Raw genomic sequence first — 14426 nt, 5'->3', positions numbered from 1 at the left:
GAGGTCGTTAGGGCTTACAGATCATTAACACGTCATCTTGATTTGGGTGTTGGACGTGTGGCTCTGGTTAATGACCCGGGCCTGGAGGGTTGGGGGAGTGGCGTGGTGGCCGGAGGGATGGCGATGCCGTGTTGGTGGTTCAGGGGGGGGCGGCTGGTGGAGGTGCCAGTGGTTGAGTCGGTCGTCGTCGGGGGTGAGCCGGCTGCTGTCGGGCAGGGGGGTGATGTCGGGGCCGGCGGGGTGGGGGTAGGTGATCTCGGCGAGCGGCTGCAGGGTGGCGGCGTCGATGGGGAAGTGGCGGGTTTCTTCCGCCCATTCCTCGTCGGCGACAGCGGCCGGGATGAGGCTGTCGCCGAGAAGGACAGGGCGGCCGACGAAGCGCTGGTCCTCGCCGAGGGTGCGGAGGGTGAGGTTGGCGCCGCCGCGTTCGAGGGTGAGGAGGTGCTGGCCGGCGGTGTCGATGTCGGTGACCGGTCCGTCCTTGGTGTCGAGCTCGGTGGTGTGCAGGTCGGTGCCGTCGAAGACGGCGATGTAGGTGAGGGCGCCGTCCTGTCCCCGGCCGGCCGAGACGACCAGTTGGCCCGAGTCTTCTAGGGACTGGCGGATCTCGTAGGTGGCGGTGGCGGCAGGTGTTCCGGCGGCGCGGTCGAGCACGACCAGGACGTCGCCCTCGTAGCCGCCCGTGGCGAGGGGCCCGGGGACGACGGCGATCAGGTGGCGTCCGTCGGGGGTGAACGCGCAGGTGCCGCGGCCGCTGCCGTGGTCGGCCGACCAGGGGTCGTGCGGGTGGTTCCAGCGGGCGGTGCCGTTACTGTCGAGGAGGGTGACAGCGCTGTTGCCGCAGACGGCGAAGGCGGTGCCGCCGGGGGCGGGCGTGGTGTAGCCGCGGTGGTCGCCGGTCGGGTCGGGAAACCTGACGGCCCGCTCGGTGCCGTCGGCGCGGCGGGCGAGGACGTCGCCGTCCTCCCGGGTGGTGAGCCAGGTCCCGCCGTGGCGGGTCTGCCAGGCGTCGGTTCGGTCGAGGGATTCGGTAATGCCGGGGCAGGGAAGGTCCGCGGCGGCCTGCGGGGTGAGCGGTGCGATGGTCATGGTTCCCCGGTCGTGTCGGTGGGCGCGGCGTGGTGGTGAGGGTACGGGTGCGTACCCGTATGGAGAATGCGGGTATGTACCCGTACCCTCAAGGAGCTGAAAGGAGTCCCGCCATGGCCGACGCCAACGTCCGCATCCCCGCCGAGACCCGAGACCGCCTCGCCGAGATCGCCGCAGCCGAACACCTCTCCCTGCGCGCCTACCTGGCCCGCCTCGCCGACACCCTGCTCACCCCCACCGAGCGCGCCGAGCGCGCCGAACAGGCCCGCCGGCAGCTGAACGCCTGGAACGGCTACGACCCCGACGCCGCCCGCACCGCACAGCTCGACGCCGAACTCGACCGCCGCCTCGCCCGGGTCGACATCCGGTGACCGCCCTGCACATCGTCCTCGACGACACCGCCATGGTCGCCGCCGGCCGCGGCAACCTCCTCGCCTCCCGCCTCATCCACCGCGCCCACGCCGAGGCCGGCTGGCACCTCTACGCCCCCGCCTGCGCCCTCGTCGAAGCCGACCGCGAACGCCCCGGCACCGCCGAACACCTCGCCGCCCTGCCCGCAGTCACCCTCCTCGACCTCGACCTCCCCGCCGCCCTTGCCCTCGCCGCCGACACCACCTGGGCCCAGGCCCACACCCGCTACGCCGCCGCCCCCACCCCCGAGCGCCCGGACGGCGCCGTCATCGCCACCGTCGACCCGGCCCGCTGGAAGGGCCAGCCGGTACGCGTCATCGAACTCACCCCGTAGCCGGGGTCGCCGCTGCCCCGGGCCGGAGGGCCTGGTGGTCCCTGTCCCGGCGGCTGCCCTCGACGGTCCGGTCCCGCTGGCGGCGGGGCCAGCCGTCACCCGGCCGGCACGGCCCTGGCCCGCCGCTCGGCCGAGTGCGGCATCCCCGTCCGGCCTGCCGACTGGGAAGGGTCAGTGTTCCGACCTCGCACTATTCGGCCGAGCAGGTGGTGCGATCCGCCTCATCGGGTCTCTGCTGTCTCGGCCGCCGGCACCGCAGTGCCGAAGCGGATGCCGTAGTAGTACTCCTTGTGCATCTCGGTGACGCGAGGTGAGCGAAGCGGCGTGTCGAGACGGGCCGGAACCCGCTGTTCCCATGGATGGGTGTCCGGGCAAGGGGGGCTTCGCCGCGGTCGATGAGGGCGTACTGCTGGGGGCGGGTACTACCACCTGGCCGGGCTCCTCGGCGAAGACCCGCTGGAGAAGGGACGCCACCGGGCGCACGCCTGGCTGGCCCGCGAAGCCCGGCTTGGACCTGAAGCGGTCCAAGCCGAGGTGGGCGCATGGGAAACCGATACGCTCCCTCCGGTGTTCCAGCTCGCCCGGTTCACCCTGCTGCGCAGGGACGAGGAGGGTTTGTCCCTGTTCGCGGACCTGGTAGCCGACAGCACCCTCACGCCCGATGACGTGCAGCAGTGGACCATGTTCGCCTGACGGCGCGAGCAGCGGCTGATCCGAACCGAGCCGCCATCGGTTCGGCCCGCCGACCTGTGGGAGCCGCTCCCCGATCCGATGGAATCCGGTCCGTCACTCCGCCCCCACTGGGGCGGCCCGCGGATTCCGCCGGGCCCGCCGAACGCAAGGCCCGGACGTCAGGAGGTTCCGGTGGTGCCGGAGCGGCGGAGGTCGGCGAGGAGGCAGCCGAGGAGGCGTTCCTCCTCGACGCGCAAGCCGTGTTCGGCGAGGGTGGGGGAGAGGGACGGATCCCAGGGAGTGGGGGCGGGTACGCCGGTGGTGAGGGGGGTGCCATGGCCGTTTCGGACGGCAGCGAGGTAGGAAGGGGTGTCGTAGCGCCAGGGCGTGGCGCCGGAGAGGCGGAGGACGGCAGTGGCGATGCGGATGCCGCCCCAGTCGAAGTCGCCGTGGTAGACGAGGGGGCAGCCGGCGGTGGCGAGAGCCGTGAGCAGGAGGCGTGCGGCGACCGATGGGTTGCCTTCGACACAGACCATGGGCGGGCAGTCGGGCCCGTACACGTCAGCGGCCACGGCCAGGATCGCAGGGTTCTCGCAGACGTGGACGGTACGGCCGTCGTGGGTGAACTCCGGTGGAAGTCGGGTGAGCTGGCGGAGCGTCAGGAGGTACGGCTCGCCGTCCTCGCGGGCGGAGGCGAGGAGCCGTCCGGTCGGGCCGGTGGGGAGGGCGGGGAGGTTGAGGACGAGGACGCGGGAGGACAGTTCGTCCAGTGCCACGCCGACCGAGGCCCAGGCGGCCCGGCGGCCTTCCGCGCCGTTCGGGAAGTCAGTGCCGGGGGCGAGGGCTCGGACGGCGGAGAGGACGAGCGCGGCGGGCGGGCGGCCGTGGTCCAGCGCGTGGGCGTCGCCGAGGGTGCGGGCGGCGAGGACGGGGAGGGTGAGGCCGTCGGCGGGGAGGTGGCAGAGCACACGGGCGGTGTCGGCGGCGAGGCGCCGGGCCGTGGCCGGGTCGCTGCCGGAGAGCCGTTTGAGCAGCCCGCTGGTGGACAACCCGGCGTGCCAGGCGGCGAGTTCGGGGCGGTCGGTGATGGCGGGACGGTCGAGTTCGGCCAGGGCGAGCTGCCAGGCCGCCGCCGTCGCGGCCTCCTGTGCACGGCGGACCGTCACCGGGCCGGTCAGGGCGGTCACGGCGGCGGCGAGGCCGTCCGGACTGGCGCCGCCGGCCCGGAGCACGGTGTCGACGGCTGGGAGAGGGACGGAGAGGGAGCGCCCCGGCCGGGCCGGGCGGCCCAGCAGCCGGGCGACCGCGGCCCGCTGGTGGTCGGTCGCGCCGGTCAGGGTGACGGTGCCGTCGAGGGGACGCCCGTCCTCCAGCCGGCGGCGGACGCGGTCGAGGAGCCAGGCGAGTTCGGGCGTGCCGAGCAGACGGCGCAGACGGGGGAGGTCCATGGTCAGGCGAACAGGGTTTCGGACGCGGGGCCGGCGGGGGCGGCGGGATCGGGGACCTGGGTTCGACGGCGGCCGTCCCACTCCCAGCGGGTGACCAGGACGGCGGCGATCTCGTCGACCCGGGAGAGCTGGGCGACGGCCAGCCCGGGGACCTGGGGATAGCAGCCCCACTCCCGTTCGGAGGTCATGACGACGTCCAGGTCGAAGGCGGCGAGCAGGCCGAGGGACTTGGCCCGGGAGTCGTCGTCGACGCCGGCGAAGGCCTCGTCCAGGGTGACCAGGCGGGGGGCGTGCGGATTGCCGGCCGAGGCGTAGTGGGAGGAGGCGGCCGCGAACAGCGGGAGCGAGACGGACAGCACCCGTTCGCCACCGGAGGCGGGGCCGGTGGCGGACTGCCACTTGCCGTGCTGGTGGCGTTCGATGCCGAACTCGTGCCAGGAGCGGTAGTCCAGGGCGGTGGTGAGGTGTTCGAGCCAGGTACCGGACGGGCTGTCGGTGCGGGCCCGGTCGATCTGGCTCTGGAGGAATTCGCCGAGGGCGGTGCGGTCGGCGTCCGTCCAGGCATCGGAGGACTGGCGCAGCAGTCGCTGGCGGGCGGCGGCGAGGCCGCCGGGAGCGTTGCGGGCCGGACGCCACACCAGCCGCAGCAGCATGCCGGTGCTGGTCGGGCGCTCCTCCAACTCCCGGTTCATGCGCAGGACCTGCTGCTCGGCGGCGCCGACCAGCTCCTGCAGGGTGCCGGCCACCTCGGTGATCAGGTGGTTCTCCAGGATCTCCTGCTCGCGGGCCGAGAGCAGGTGCTGCCGGTCGGCGACCTCGACGGTGAGGGCATCGGCCAGCTCGGGGACGGAGCGCTCCCGACCCTGGAAAACCACGTCCACGACCAGGCCGTCGTCCAGCAGCCGGGCGGTGGCCGTGTGCCCGTGCAGGGACAGGGCGTCGGAGAGGTCCTTGTGTTCCTCCATGATCCGGCGCTGGACGCGCTCCCAGACGGGGTCGGAGTCGTCCACCGACTCCAGCTCGCGTTCGACGGAGCGGGCCAGCCGGACGGCGGGCTCGGGCGCCCAAGAACCGGCGTCGGCGTCCAGCTCGGGCAGGGCGACGGAGAGCAGGCCGGTGGCGGCGAAGCGGCGCAGCGCGTCGATGGCCTCGGCGCGGGTGCGGGAGGTCTCCTCGATCTCCTCGCGGACCCGGGTGCGCAGCGCGTCGGTGGCGGCCTGAGTCCGGATCGCGGAGGTCTGGTCGCCGCGGGCGGCCCGATCCTCCTCCTCGCAGGCGGCCAATGCCGTTGCGACCCACGTGAGTTGTCGCTTCAGCTCGGCGACGGCAGCGCCGACCGTGGCGGCGAGCGTCTGGTGGCGCTCGCCCGCGACGACGGCCTCCCGGGCGGCAGTGCGGGAGCGCTCGGCGAGTTCGGCGGCGCGTTCGGCAGCCCGGGTGCGCTCGCCCTCCTCGGCGGCCAGCGCGGCCAGCGCGGCCCGGGACTCGCGGACGGCGGGCCACAGGCCGGCCAACGCCTCCCGGTAGCGGCCGAGGGCGTCGCGTACTTCGCGCAACTCCTCGTCGGTGACGGGAAGGCTCAACTCCTCGGCGAGGGAGTTCAGTTCGTCGCCCGCTCGCTCGGCAGCGGCGGTGGCCCCGGCCACCGCCCGGTCGGCTGCCTCGCGGCGCTCGGCGGCACGCACGTACTCGCGCTGGGCCGCTGACACGGTGGCGTGCGCGCCGCGCAGGGTCGAGTCGTCCGGCATGGCCGCCTGTTCGGCGCCGAGGGTGCCCAGGTCCGCTGCCAGCAGGGTGAAATCCGTCTCCAGGGCAGCCAGCCGGTCCGCGATTTCGGCGAGTTCGCTCTCGACGGCGGCGAGCCGGGTGCGCCGGGCCTGCTCCCGGGCCCGCTCCCCGAGGTATTCGGCGGCGGGCTTCGACCAGGAGCCGGTGAGCGCGCCGAGGCGGAACCGGCCGTCGAGGGCGATCCAACTGCCCTCCCCCGGAAGCTCCTCGCCGGGGTCGAGCAGGCCGATGCCGGCCAGCAGCCCGGCGACCAGCTCGTCGGGGAGCGCGGCGGCGGCCGGGTCCTCGCGGTCCACCGCGGGGCGCAGCACGGTCGCCAGCGACCGGCCCGCCACTGGGGCGCCCGCGGTCGCCAGCGTGTCCCAGGTGCCGGCGGCGGCCACCCGGCCGTCCGTGGACACCCAGGCATCGAGCAGGCCGGATACCTCCAATGCTGACTCCAGAAAGGACTTCTGACGTTCCGTCAACCCACCTGCCGGATCATCGGCGAAGTCGACCAGCCGCCACAGCGGCGCACCGTCCTGCTCCTGCCGGGCCTCCGGGGCGCGGGTGTACGGGGCGCGGGGCCCGCTTCGGCGCCCGGCCAGCAGCTCGGCCGATTCGGCCCGCAGCGCGGCACGGCGCTCGTTCGCCGCCTCCCGCTCGGACTCCAACCGGGCCCGGCGCCGGGCGAGTTCGATGCCAACGGCCTCCGCTGCCCGCTGTGCGGCGGCCCGGGCCGGGTCCGCTCCGGTCAAGGAGCCGACCCAGTGCGCCAGTTCGTCGAGCATGCCTTCGGGGTCGGACGGCCGGATCAGGGTGCAGTCGGCGAAGTGCGTGCCCACGGCCGTGAGGTAGTCCCGCCCCGCCTGCCCGGCACCCTCCTCGGACTCGGCCCGCAGCTCGGCCCGGTGCGCCAGTTCGCCGTCCGTCTCCGCCAAGTGGCGGCGGGCTGCGCCGAGTTCAAGCGCGGCCGACCGGACGGCCGCCAGTTTCCGGACGGTCAGGTCCACCGAACGGAGCCGACGATCGACGGCCTCGACCGCGCCCCGCTGCGCCGCCTCCGGGGTGTCGCCCGCCGCGAGCGGGCCGCTGACCCGGTCGGCGTGCTCACGGCCGATACCGGCCGCTGCCGCCTCCTCCCGGGCCGCGCCGACGGCCGTGGCGAGGGCGCGTTCGGCGGCCTCGGCACGTGACCTCGCGGCACCGAACCGGGCGGCGAACCTGGCCAGTTCGCCTTCGGCCCGGAGCCGGTCCGCCTCGGCCAGCTCGGCGGCTCCGGCCGTACGGGCTGCCGAATCGGCGGCCTGCTCCAACTCGTGGGCCCCGCGCATCTCCGGTCCGGCCCGCAGCACCTCGTTCCGGGCCTGCAAGCCGGCCCGCCGCCGCTCCAGTTCCACCAAGCGGGCCTCGGCCTCGGCGAGCGCGGTACCCGCGGCCTCGAAGTCCTGCTCCGCGGTGTTGAGTTCGGCCCGCTGGGTCTCGTAGCGGGCATGCTGGACGCGCGGCGCGCGGGCCTTGCGGCGGGCGGCCACCCGGGCGTAGCGGCGGTAGTGCTGGAGGAAAGCGGCGGCGGCGCCTTCGGCGGCCACCATCGCCGCCAGCTGTTCCTTCTCCTCGTCCAGCGAGCGGAACGCCTCGGCGACGTCGGCGACCACGGCCTGGTCCACCGGGGGCAGCGATTCGGTGAGGGCCCGCGAGAGGGCCTTCTCGCTGGGACGCTTGGACAGCTGTGGCTGCCGCAGCTGGACGAGCAGGTCGACCAGGGCCGCGTACCGCTGCTCGCCCAGGCCGAACAGGGCCTCGTCCACCGCCCGGCGGTAGGCCCGGGCCGAGTCGTACAGCAGCCCTCGTCCGTCCAGCGCCTCGGCCAGCCGATCGTGGCCGATCGCGGCGCCGGTGGAGTCGAGCAGCCGCAGCTCGGGGCCCACCCGCCTGTCGGTGACGAAGAACCAGTGCCGGGCGATGCCGCGGCCGCTGACCGCTTTCAGGCCGCAGCCCAGCGTGGTGTAGCGCGGGGTGCCGTCCTCGTCGAGGCGGCCGAACTCGATCCAGGTGTAGCCGAGCCGCTCGGGGTACGGATGCTCGCCGCCGAGCAGGAGGTTCCACTCCATCCGCTTCTTCGGGTCGGCGTCCGGTTCCACCCGGTGCGGGGAGAGGTCCCCGTCCAGCAGGAAGGGCAGGGTCAGGGCGAGCACCTTGGACTTGCCCGTGCCGTTGTTGCCGCGCAGCAGCAGCCGGCCGTCGCGGAAGTGGAACTCCTCGACGTCGTAGTAGAAGAGGTCGACCAGGCCGACCCGCAGCGGCTGCCAGCGGGCACGGCCGGGCAACGGCAACGGTGTCTCGACTGACGTGCTCATCGGGTCCTCTTCCCCTTCGTGCTCTTCTTCGGGGCGCTGCGGGGAGCGCTCTGGCCCGGTTCCAACAGGATCGTCTCGCCGACCCGGTACCGGTCCAGGGCCGGGCGGGCCCGGACGGCCGGGGTGCCGTCCGCGGCCGTGACCCGGTCCAGCAGGCCGAGGGCCACGAGCCGGCCCACGGCCTGTTCGGCCAGGTCGGCCTCGGCTCCGGGAACGGTCGCGTTGCGCCGCCAGAAACCGGCGTGTTCCAGGGCCCAGCCGGCCACCCGCCGGTGCAGCTCGGACAGCGGGACGGTCGCCCCGTTGCCCGCCAGGTGTTCGGCGAGCAGCAGGGCCACGTGGCCGTCGGTGCCCTGCTCGGGCATCCGCAGGTCGGTCAGGTCGTCGTCCGGATCGACCATCGCGATCCCCTCGGCTCGCACTTCCGGTACCAGCCCCGTCAGTTCGCCGATCCGCCGGGTCAACGCACCGCGCTGCGAGGCGAGGTACGCGCTCTCGGCCTCGGACAGCCCGTCCAGGTACAGCACCGGGTCGTCCAGCAGCCGCCGGGTCAGCCGGTGCCGCAGCGCCCGGTTGCGCAGCTCGTCGCTGTCCGGCAGCACCTCGGCGTCGAGTTCGGCGAGCCGCTGGGCGAAGCCGCCCGCGCGGACGGTGCTCGGGCCGCGCCGGGAGACCAGGAGCCCGGCCAGCACCCGGCGATCGACGTCGTACAGGACGTCCCCGGACGACTTGAGGAACGCCTCCTCGTCGCCCGCGACCTTGGTCAGCACGCCCCAGTCCCGCAACAGCTGGCCCACCGCCACCAGATCGGCGCGCTCCTCGCGGTCGGCCATGCTGAAGACGACCCCTGCGCCTTCCAACGCGGGGTCCTTCGCGGCGAGTATCACCTGCTCCGCCAGCCGGCCCAGCGCTATCTGCTGTTCGGCGCGCTCCAGCGCGGCCAGACACAGACAGAACAGGACGTAGCGGCGCCGGGAGAACGGCAGCCCGGCGCGCTGGTCCCGGGCCGGGTGGGTGGGATCGTCGTTCCGACCGGGGGACCGGCGCAGCCGGGCCACCTCGGAGTCCACCAGCAGCGGCCAGCCGGTGTTGCGCTCGAACCAGGTGCGCAGTTCCGTCGCGTACTGCCGAACCAGCCGGAAGTCATCGGCGTGCGGACCACCCGCGCGCAACAGGGGCCGTTTCAGCAGAGCCCGTGCTGCCCGCCGCAGCTCTTGGGCCCGCTGCGCGGCCAAGGCGTCGCCGAGGCGGTCGTCATGCACGGTCGTCCCCCAGCGGTTCGCGTGCGGGCGCGAGGTCGACGATCTCGACCAGGTGCTCCGGACCCCACAGCACGCCGTCCAGCGTGTCGATCTCGGCGATCCCGCCGCCGGGCAGCCTGGTCAGTCTGATCTCCATCGTTCCGTCGTTGGTGGTGGTCGAGACCGATTCCGTGCCGGGGCGCCAGGCCGACAGCGCGTCGCCGAGGAGTAGCAGGAACAACCGGAAGGCGTCCCGGTCGAGCACGCCGAGGTCGCTCAGGCGCACCTCGCCCCCGGTGGCGAGCCGGGCGCGGGCGGCGGCGGTCTGTTCGGCCTGCTTGCGGGCCAACTCGGCCAGGTACGACTTGGCCTCGCTGCGGTCCAGCACGGCCCGGGCCCGGCCGCGCCGTTCGTAGGAGCCGGTCCGCCGCAGCTGCGGGCTGATCCGCACACCGGGGGCGTCGTACCAGGATGCCGACGTGGGTACCGGATCGGCGTCCCGTTCGGCCAACGCCTCCTGGTCGATTGTGAGGTGGCGGGCCGAGTACAGGCCGAAGGCGGAGCGCCACAATCGGTGGCGGGCGCCGTCGTCCGGGGCTTCGGCGAACCAGCGGGCCAGCTCCCGGAAGTCGGCGGAACGGTCCGAGCGCCCCGCCCTGCGCTCGTTCAACGCCTGGACGACAGCGAGGAGTTGGGGAACGGCCCGGCGGGCGGCCGAACGCAGCAGCTTGGCCTGCGAGGAGCGCCCCGGCAGGCTCAGGAACCACGCCCGCAGCCCGTCCCAGCGCCCCTGCCACCGGGCCTCGGCGGCGGCCAGTGCCTCGGCGGCGGCGTCCGGGGCTGCGTCCGCGGCTTCGCGTTCGGCTGCCAGCCGCAGCAGCGGACCGACCGCACCCCCGGGCGGGGCGTCCAACTCCTCCAGCAGTTCCGCGATTTCGGCGCCCCGGGTGACCAGGTCCGCGATGAACCGCTCCAGGTAGTCGATCAGCCGCTGCTTGTAGGCGAGGAACACCTCGACCTCGGCCTCGTGCAGGTCGACCGTCCGCTGCAGCGACCCCATGAAGGCCCGGGCGTTCTCCGCGAGGCCCGAGAAGCGCTCCACCAGGGCCAGCAGCGCCAGGTGCACCACGGCCGGATCGGGCGCGGGTCGCCGGGCGAGGGCCAGGACGGCCCGGAGCTGGGCCGCGATGTCGGCCAGCGCGACGGCCTGCAGTTCACCGCGCCGCCCCAACGACTCGTCGTACGCGGTCAACGCCTCCTCGGCGGCCTCGCCCTCACGCGTCAACTGGTAGATGCTGCGGGCCCGGTAGAAGTCCTCCAGCGCGGTGACCCGGCCGGTGTCCGGATCGGCCCGCAGGTTCCCCCACTTGGCGAGCTGCACGAGTGCGGCCGCGACGGCGTCGAGCGGCGGCCGGCCCTCCGGCAGCAGTCCCAGGTGCACGTCCTCCGGACGGAGGTGGACGGTGAACTCCTGCTTGGCCAGGACGAACACGCCCATCACCTGCCGGTACAGCGCACTGTTCACCGCGGTGAGGTGCGCGAACGGCCGGTACGGCCCGCCCTCCTGATCGGCCCCACCGGCCGGAGGCTTCGGGCGCGGATCGGCGGCGCTGGTCATGCCCACCATTGTGCCGGACGGGTGACCGGGGCCGGGCCGATTCGCCGAAGCACCGCAGTGCCCGCAGCCCCGTGGCCCGAATGGTGCTGGACGGGTCAGCTGGCGGCGGGAGCCTTGGGCGGCGAGGGCAGGTCGAAGTCGGCACCGGAGATGGCGGCGAGGTCGAGGACGACGGCGTTCAGCGGACCGCCGAGGTCGTTGAGATCGGCGCGCAGCCGTGGCGCCAGCGACCACCGCTGCTCGTGGTGCAGCGCGGGGACGTCCGGCGGCCGGGCCGCCTCGTGGGCGGCGAGGGCCGGGTGCCAACGGCTGAGGAACGGACGCAGCACCCCGTTGAGGAGCCGGTCGGCGAGGGCCGGGACGCCCAGGGCGGTCCCGCCGGAAGACGTCTCGCCGAGACCGATGTTGTACTGACGCAGGGTGCTGCGGGTGAAGGGGAAGAGGCTGTGCAGGGAGGTGAGGGCCTCGCGCAGGCTTCCGGTGTCGGGATCGAGCCGTTGGACGCCGATCCGCAGGACGAGTTCGGTCTGCAGGTCGAAGGCGGCCATGCGGTCCAGATCGCGGTAGGCCGTGCGGTGCTGACCGGGCATCCGGTGCTCCCTTCGGAATCCGGTGGCATCAGCGGGTGGGGCGTCGTCCAGCGTAGCGGGGTGCGGCTCGCGCAGGGCGCGCATCGCCATGTGGCGCAGGCGGGCGGCCCGGGCCGGGTCGGGGTCGTGCTGGGCGAGCGCGTGGGCGGTGACCTGTGACACCCGGTAGCAGTCCGCGGAAGGGGAGTTCGGCGGTGCTTCGATCAAGTGGTGGGCCCTGAGCAGGCTGAGCCCGGCCCTGGCGCGGCGCAGGGCGACGGTGGGAGAGGAGGGCTCGGCACGGAGCAGGATCCGGCCGACCAGGGCAGGGTCGAAGCCGGACGGCGAGAGCGCGGCGCCGATCCGCAGGACGTCCAGGGCCAGGCGTCCGACGTGCGCCGTGTCGTGGACGAGAGCCTCCGTGATGTCGCCGGGCCAGTCGGTCGCGGTGGAGTGCTCCTTCGCGGCCGCGTCGAGCAGCGACGGTCCCGGTGTGTGGAAGGCGGTGAGGAGATCGGTGAAGGACCGGTGCTGGGCGGCGGAGCCGACCAGGTCCAGGGCCAGCGGATGTCCGCCCAGGTCGTCGGCCAACTGCCGGGCGGCGCCGCGCTCGTCGGCCGATCCGGGCTCGCTGCGAACGGTGAGCAGCGTGTAGGCGTGCTCGCTCGCCAGGGGGACGATCTCCACCGGTGTGGCGATCGAGCTGTACTGCATGCTGCGGGTGGTGAGGAGCGTCCGGCCGTTCGGGTCGGGCGCGCACAGGTGGAGGACCTGCCGGTTGGACAGGCCGCTGGGGAGGCCGTCCACCACCCACAGGTACGGCATCCGGCGGTGCCCCAGCGCGGAGCGGACCGCGGCGGACGGATCGGTGGCGGTGCGCCGGACGCCGAGGCCGTCGCCGATGGCGCGCAGTTGCCGCTCGAACCTTCGCCGTGCGTGGGCGGCGGGGTCCTGGCCGCTCCCGGTGTGGTGGGCCGCTCCGATGTCGAACCAGTACACACCGCCGGGGAACGCCGGGCCGAAGCGCAGCGCGTACTCCTGGGCGAGCAGGGTCTTGCCGATGCCGGCGGGACCGTGCAGCACCGCCGTGCCGGTGGCGGGCGGTCCGGCGACCAGAGGGGTGGAGCCACTGCTCAGCGTGCTGTGGACCCGCCACAGGTCGGACAGCCGCCCCGTGAACACCGGCGACGGCATCGGCCGGGGCCCCGGGCCGAAGGCCGGGGGGAGGTCGGCCGCCGACATCGGAAGCGGTCCGTCCAGGCGCAGGATCCAGGCGCGCACCTCGGCCGCGAAGACGGAGAGCTGGGCGGCGGAGGCGGGCAGGGGCCAGTGCCGGGCGTCCCGGAGCTCGATCGGATGGATGTGCTCGCTGAACGGCTCCGGGTTGACCACCAGGACCCGTCGCCGCGGGTCTCCTTCGTGCCACCCCGCGAGGTAGGCGGCAGTCAGCTCCCACTGGCACGCCGGACGGTGCGGGTAGCCCGCGGAGTAGAACGCCAGCAGGACGGTCGAGCGTGCGAGTTGTTCCCGGATGGTGGCGCTGATCGGCTCGAAGCCCGGGATGGCGGCGTGGTCGACGAAAACCCGGAGCCCGGCTTGCTCCAGGGCGGTGACCAGCGGTTCCACGCGGGGGCGGTCGGCACGGCTGTAGCTGAGGAACACGTCCCACACCGCGATGCTCCACTCCCACCCGTCGCGGACGGCCGCGAACTGTTCGGCGCGTTCCGCCGTGCTGTCCCACGGCGCCGCACTACCCTACTCTGGTACCGGCTGGAGGGGGATCATGCGCCGCGCGAAGCGTCCGAGGGCGAAACAGTTCACCGTCAAACTGGGTATTCCCCTGTTCGGCGAGATCAGCGGGGTCTGGGAGCCGGTGGACGCCGAGCGCAGAGCCGCCTGGGAGCTGTACGTCGAACTGGTCACCCGGATAGCAGTGGTCGACCTGAAGGCCGGCGAAGGACTCCTGCGTGAGGCAATGACCTCGCTGTACAGCCTTTTCGGTACCACCCGCGACATCCTGCGCCGGTACGGGCCCGAGGTCGCTCCCCGGCGGGGCCGGGGCCACCTCAGCTTCGGCGTGCTCGCGGTGGCCGTCCTCAACGGAGCCCTCCGGCCGCTGCTGGCGCGGTGGCACCCGCTGCTGACGGCCCACGAGGCGACCCGGCCGCCGGGAACCGACCCGGTGGCCCACGAAGAGGCCTGGCCGCAGGCCGACGACCTGCGTGAGGAACTGCTCGCCGTCCGCGCCACCCTCACCCAGCTGGGCCGCGCGCTGGCGGAGGTCGCCGGTTCCGGGGACCTGATGGACGTCTCCTCCTGGGCAACGGCCCAAAACCGCGGGGGGGGTGACTCGGTGACAGTTTTGCGCAGCCCTTCCCGGTCGTGTTCCGCCGGGTTCGTCGCCACCGTCCCCCGCAGTCGGCGTCACCTCCGCCGATCCGGCCAGGCCCGCCGTCCCCGCGGGCACCGTTCGCCCGACCGGAGGGACGGCGGAACGGCCGCCTGGCCGTCCTGACCGGACGGGCCTGGTTGTCCGGGTGGACTTCGGCGTCGAGGGCGAGGGACCGTCACCGCGGTGGGAGCCGGCAGGCACCGTTGGCCGTATGGGCAGCCCGCGATCCTGTGCCGCCGTTCCGGCGACGGCGGTTGCTGTGTCGGCCCCTGCAGGGACCGGTACCGCTCGCCCTCCCGGCGACCGCCCGCCGCCGGCTGCCGGAGACGGTGCCCGGCCTGGGGGAAGCCGAGCTCACGGACCTGCTGGACGGCATCGCGCGGTACGCGGAGACCACGGCCGACCCGCTGCGCACCGACCGGCTGTTCCCGGCCCACCCGATGGTGTTCGAGACCGACCCCCTCTCAGCCCGGATCCATCGGGCTGTGACTGACGTGGGGACGGGATGACGCAGAGAGGTGCTTG

The 14426-nt window shown here is 73.9% G+C and carries 11 protein-coding genes; 5 read left to right on the top strand and 6 right to left on the bottom strand.

What is annotated here, in order from left to right:
• Positions 1 to 24: 24 nt before the first annotated feature.
• The gene (locus OU787_RS03780) at positions 25 to 1089 is read right to left on the bottom strand and encodes a hypothetical protein (protein WP_268658542.1); all 1065 of its coding nucleotides are present in this window, start codon (positions 1087 to 1089) and stop codon (positions 25 to 27) included.
• A gap of 113 nt (positions 1090 to 1202) precedes the next feature.
• Here OU787_RS03780 and OU787_RS03775 point away from each other — a divergent pair, with 113 nt between their 5' ends.
• From OU787_RS03775 to OU787_RS03765, 3 genes are all read left to right on the top strand, one after another.
• Positions 1203 to 1460 carry a hypothetical protein gene (locus OU787_RS03775; RefSeq protein WP_268658541.1) on the top strand — a complete coding sequence of 86 codons (258 nt, stop codon included), beginning with the start codon at positions 1203 to 1205 and terminating at the stop codon, positions 1458 to 1460.
• Between the two features lie 5 nt (positions 1461 to 1465).
• The gene (locus OU787_RS03770) at positions 1466 to 1834 is read left to right on the top strand and encodes a hypothetical protein (RefSeq protein WP_268661800.1); all 369 of its coding nucleotides are present in this window, start codon (positions 1466 to 1468) and stop codon (positions 1832 to 1834) included.
• 567 nt (positions 1835 to 2401) lie between these two features.
• Entirely contained in the window at positions 2402 to 2527 is a 126-nt protein-coding gene (locus OU787_RS03765; protein ID WP_268658540.1) for a hypothetical protein, read from the top strand.
• A gap of 158 nt (positions 2528 to 2685) precedes the next feature.
• Here the strand turns inward: OU787_RS03765 and OU787_RS03760 are convergent, their stop codons facing one another.
• The 5 genes from OU787_RS03760 to OU787_RS03740 all read right to left on the bottom strand — a co-directional run bounded on the left by OU787_RS03760 (position 2686) and on the right by OU787_RS03740 (position 13180).
• The gene (locus tag OU787_RS03760; protein ID WP_268658539.1) at positions 2686 to 3954 is read right to left on the bottom strand and encodes a TIGR02679 family protein; all 1269 of its coding nucleotides are present in this window, start codon (positions 3952 to 3954) and stop codon (positions 2686 to 2688) included.
• A gap of 2 nt (positions 3955 to 3956) precedes the next feature.
• Positions 3957 to 8081, bottom strand: coding sequence for a TIGR02680 family protein (locus OU787_RS03755; protein WP_268658538.1), 4125 nt, complete (start codon positions 8079 to 8081; stop codon positions 3957 to 3959).
• Complete coding sequence (locus OU787_RS03750; RefSeq protein WP_268658537.1) at positions 8078 to 9343, bottom strand: TIGR02678 family protein; 1266 nt, start codon at positions 9341 to 9343, stop codon at positions 8078 to 8080. The genes OU787_RS03755 and OU787_RS03750 overlap by 4 nt, the downstream gene beginning before the upstream one ends.
• The gene (locus OU787_RS03745) at positions 9336 to 10940 is read right to left on the bottom strand and encodes a TIGR02677 family protein (protein ID WP_268658536.1); all 1605 of its coding nucleotides are present in this window, start codon (positions 10938 to 10940) and stop codon (positions 9336 to 9338) included. Before OU787_RS03745 ends, OU787_RS03750 begins: the two co-directional genes overlap by 8 nt.
• A gap of 95 nt (positions 10941 to 11035) precedes the next feature.
• Complete coding sequence (locus OU787_RS03740) at positions 11036 to 13180, bottom strand: toll/interleukin-1 receptor domain-containing protein (protein ID WP_268658535.1); 2145 nt, start codon at positions 13178 to 13180, stop codon at positions 11036 to 11038.
• A 112-nt stretch (positions 13181 to 13292) separates the two neighbouring features.
• On the opposite strand from OU787_RS03740, the gene OU787_RS03735 reads away from it, so the two are divergent.
• Positions 13293 to 14024, top strand: a complete 732-nt coding sequence (locus OU787_RS03735) for a hypothetical protein (protein ID WP_268658534.1) — start codon at positions 13293 to 13295, stop codon at positions 14022 to 14024.
• Between the two features lie 131 nt (positions 14025 to 14155).
• The gene (locus OU787_RS03730; protein WP_268658533.1) at positions 14156 to 14410 is read left to right on the top strand and encodes a hypothetical protein; all 255 of its coding nucleotides are present in this window, start codon (positions 14156 to 14158) and stop codon (positions 14408 to 14410) included.
• Positions 14411 to 14426: the final 16 nt, after the last annotated feature.

This window comes from Kitasatospora sp. YST-16 (assembly GCF_026802215.1).
Lineage (GTDB): Bacteria > Actinomycetota > Actinomycetes > Streptomycetales > Streptomycetaceae > Kitasatospora > Kitasatospora cineracea.
The sequence above is the reverse complement of the archived record's forward strand: the minus strand, read 5'-3'. Positions and strand labels throughout refer to the sequence as shown.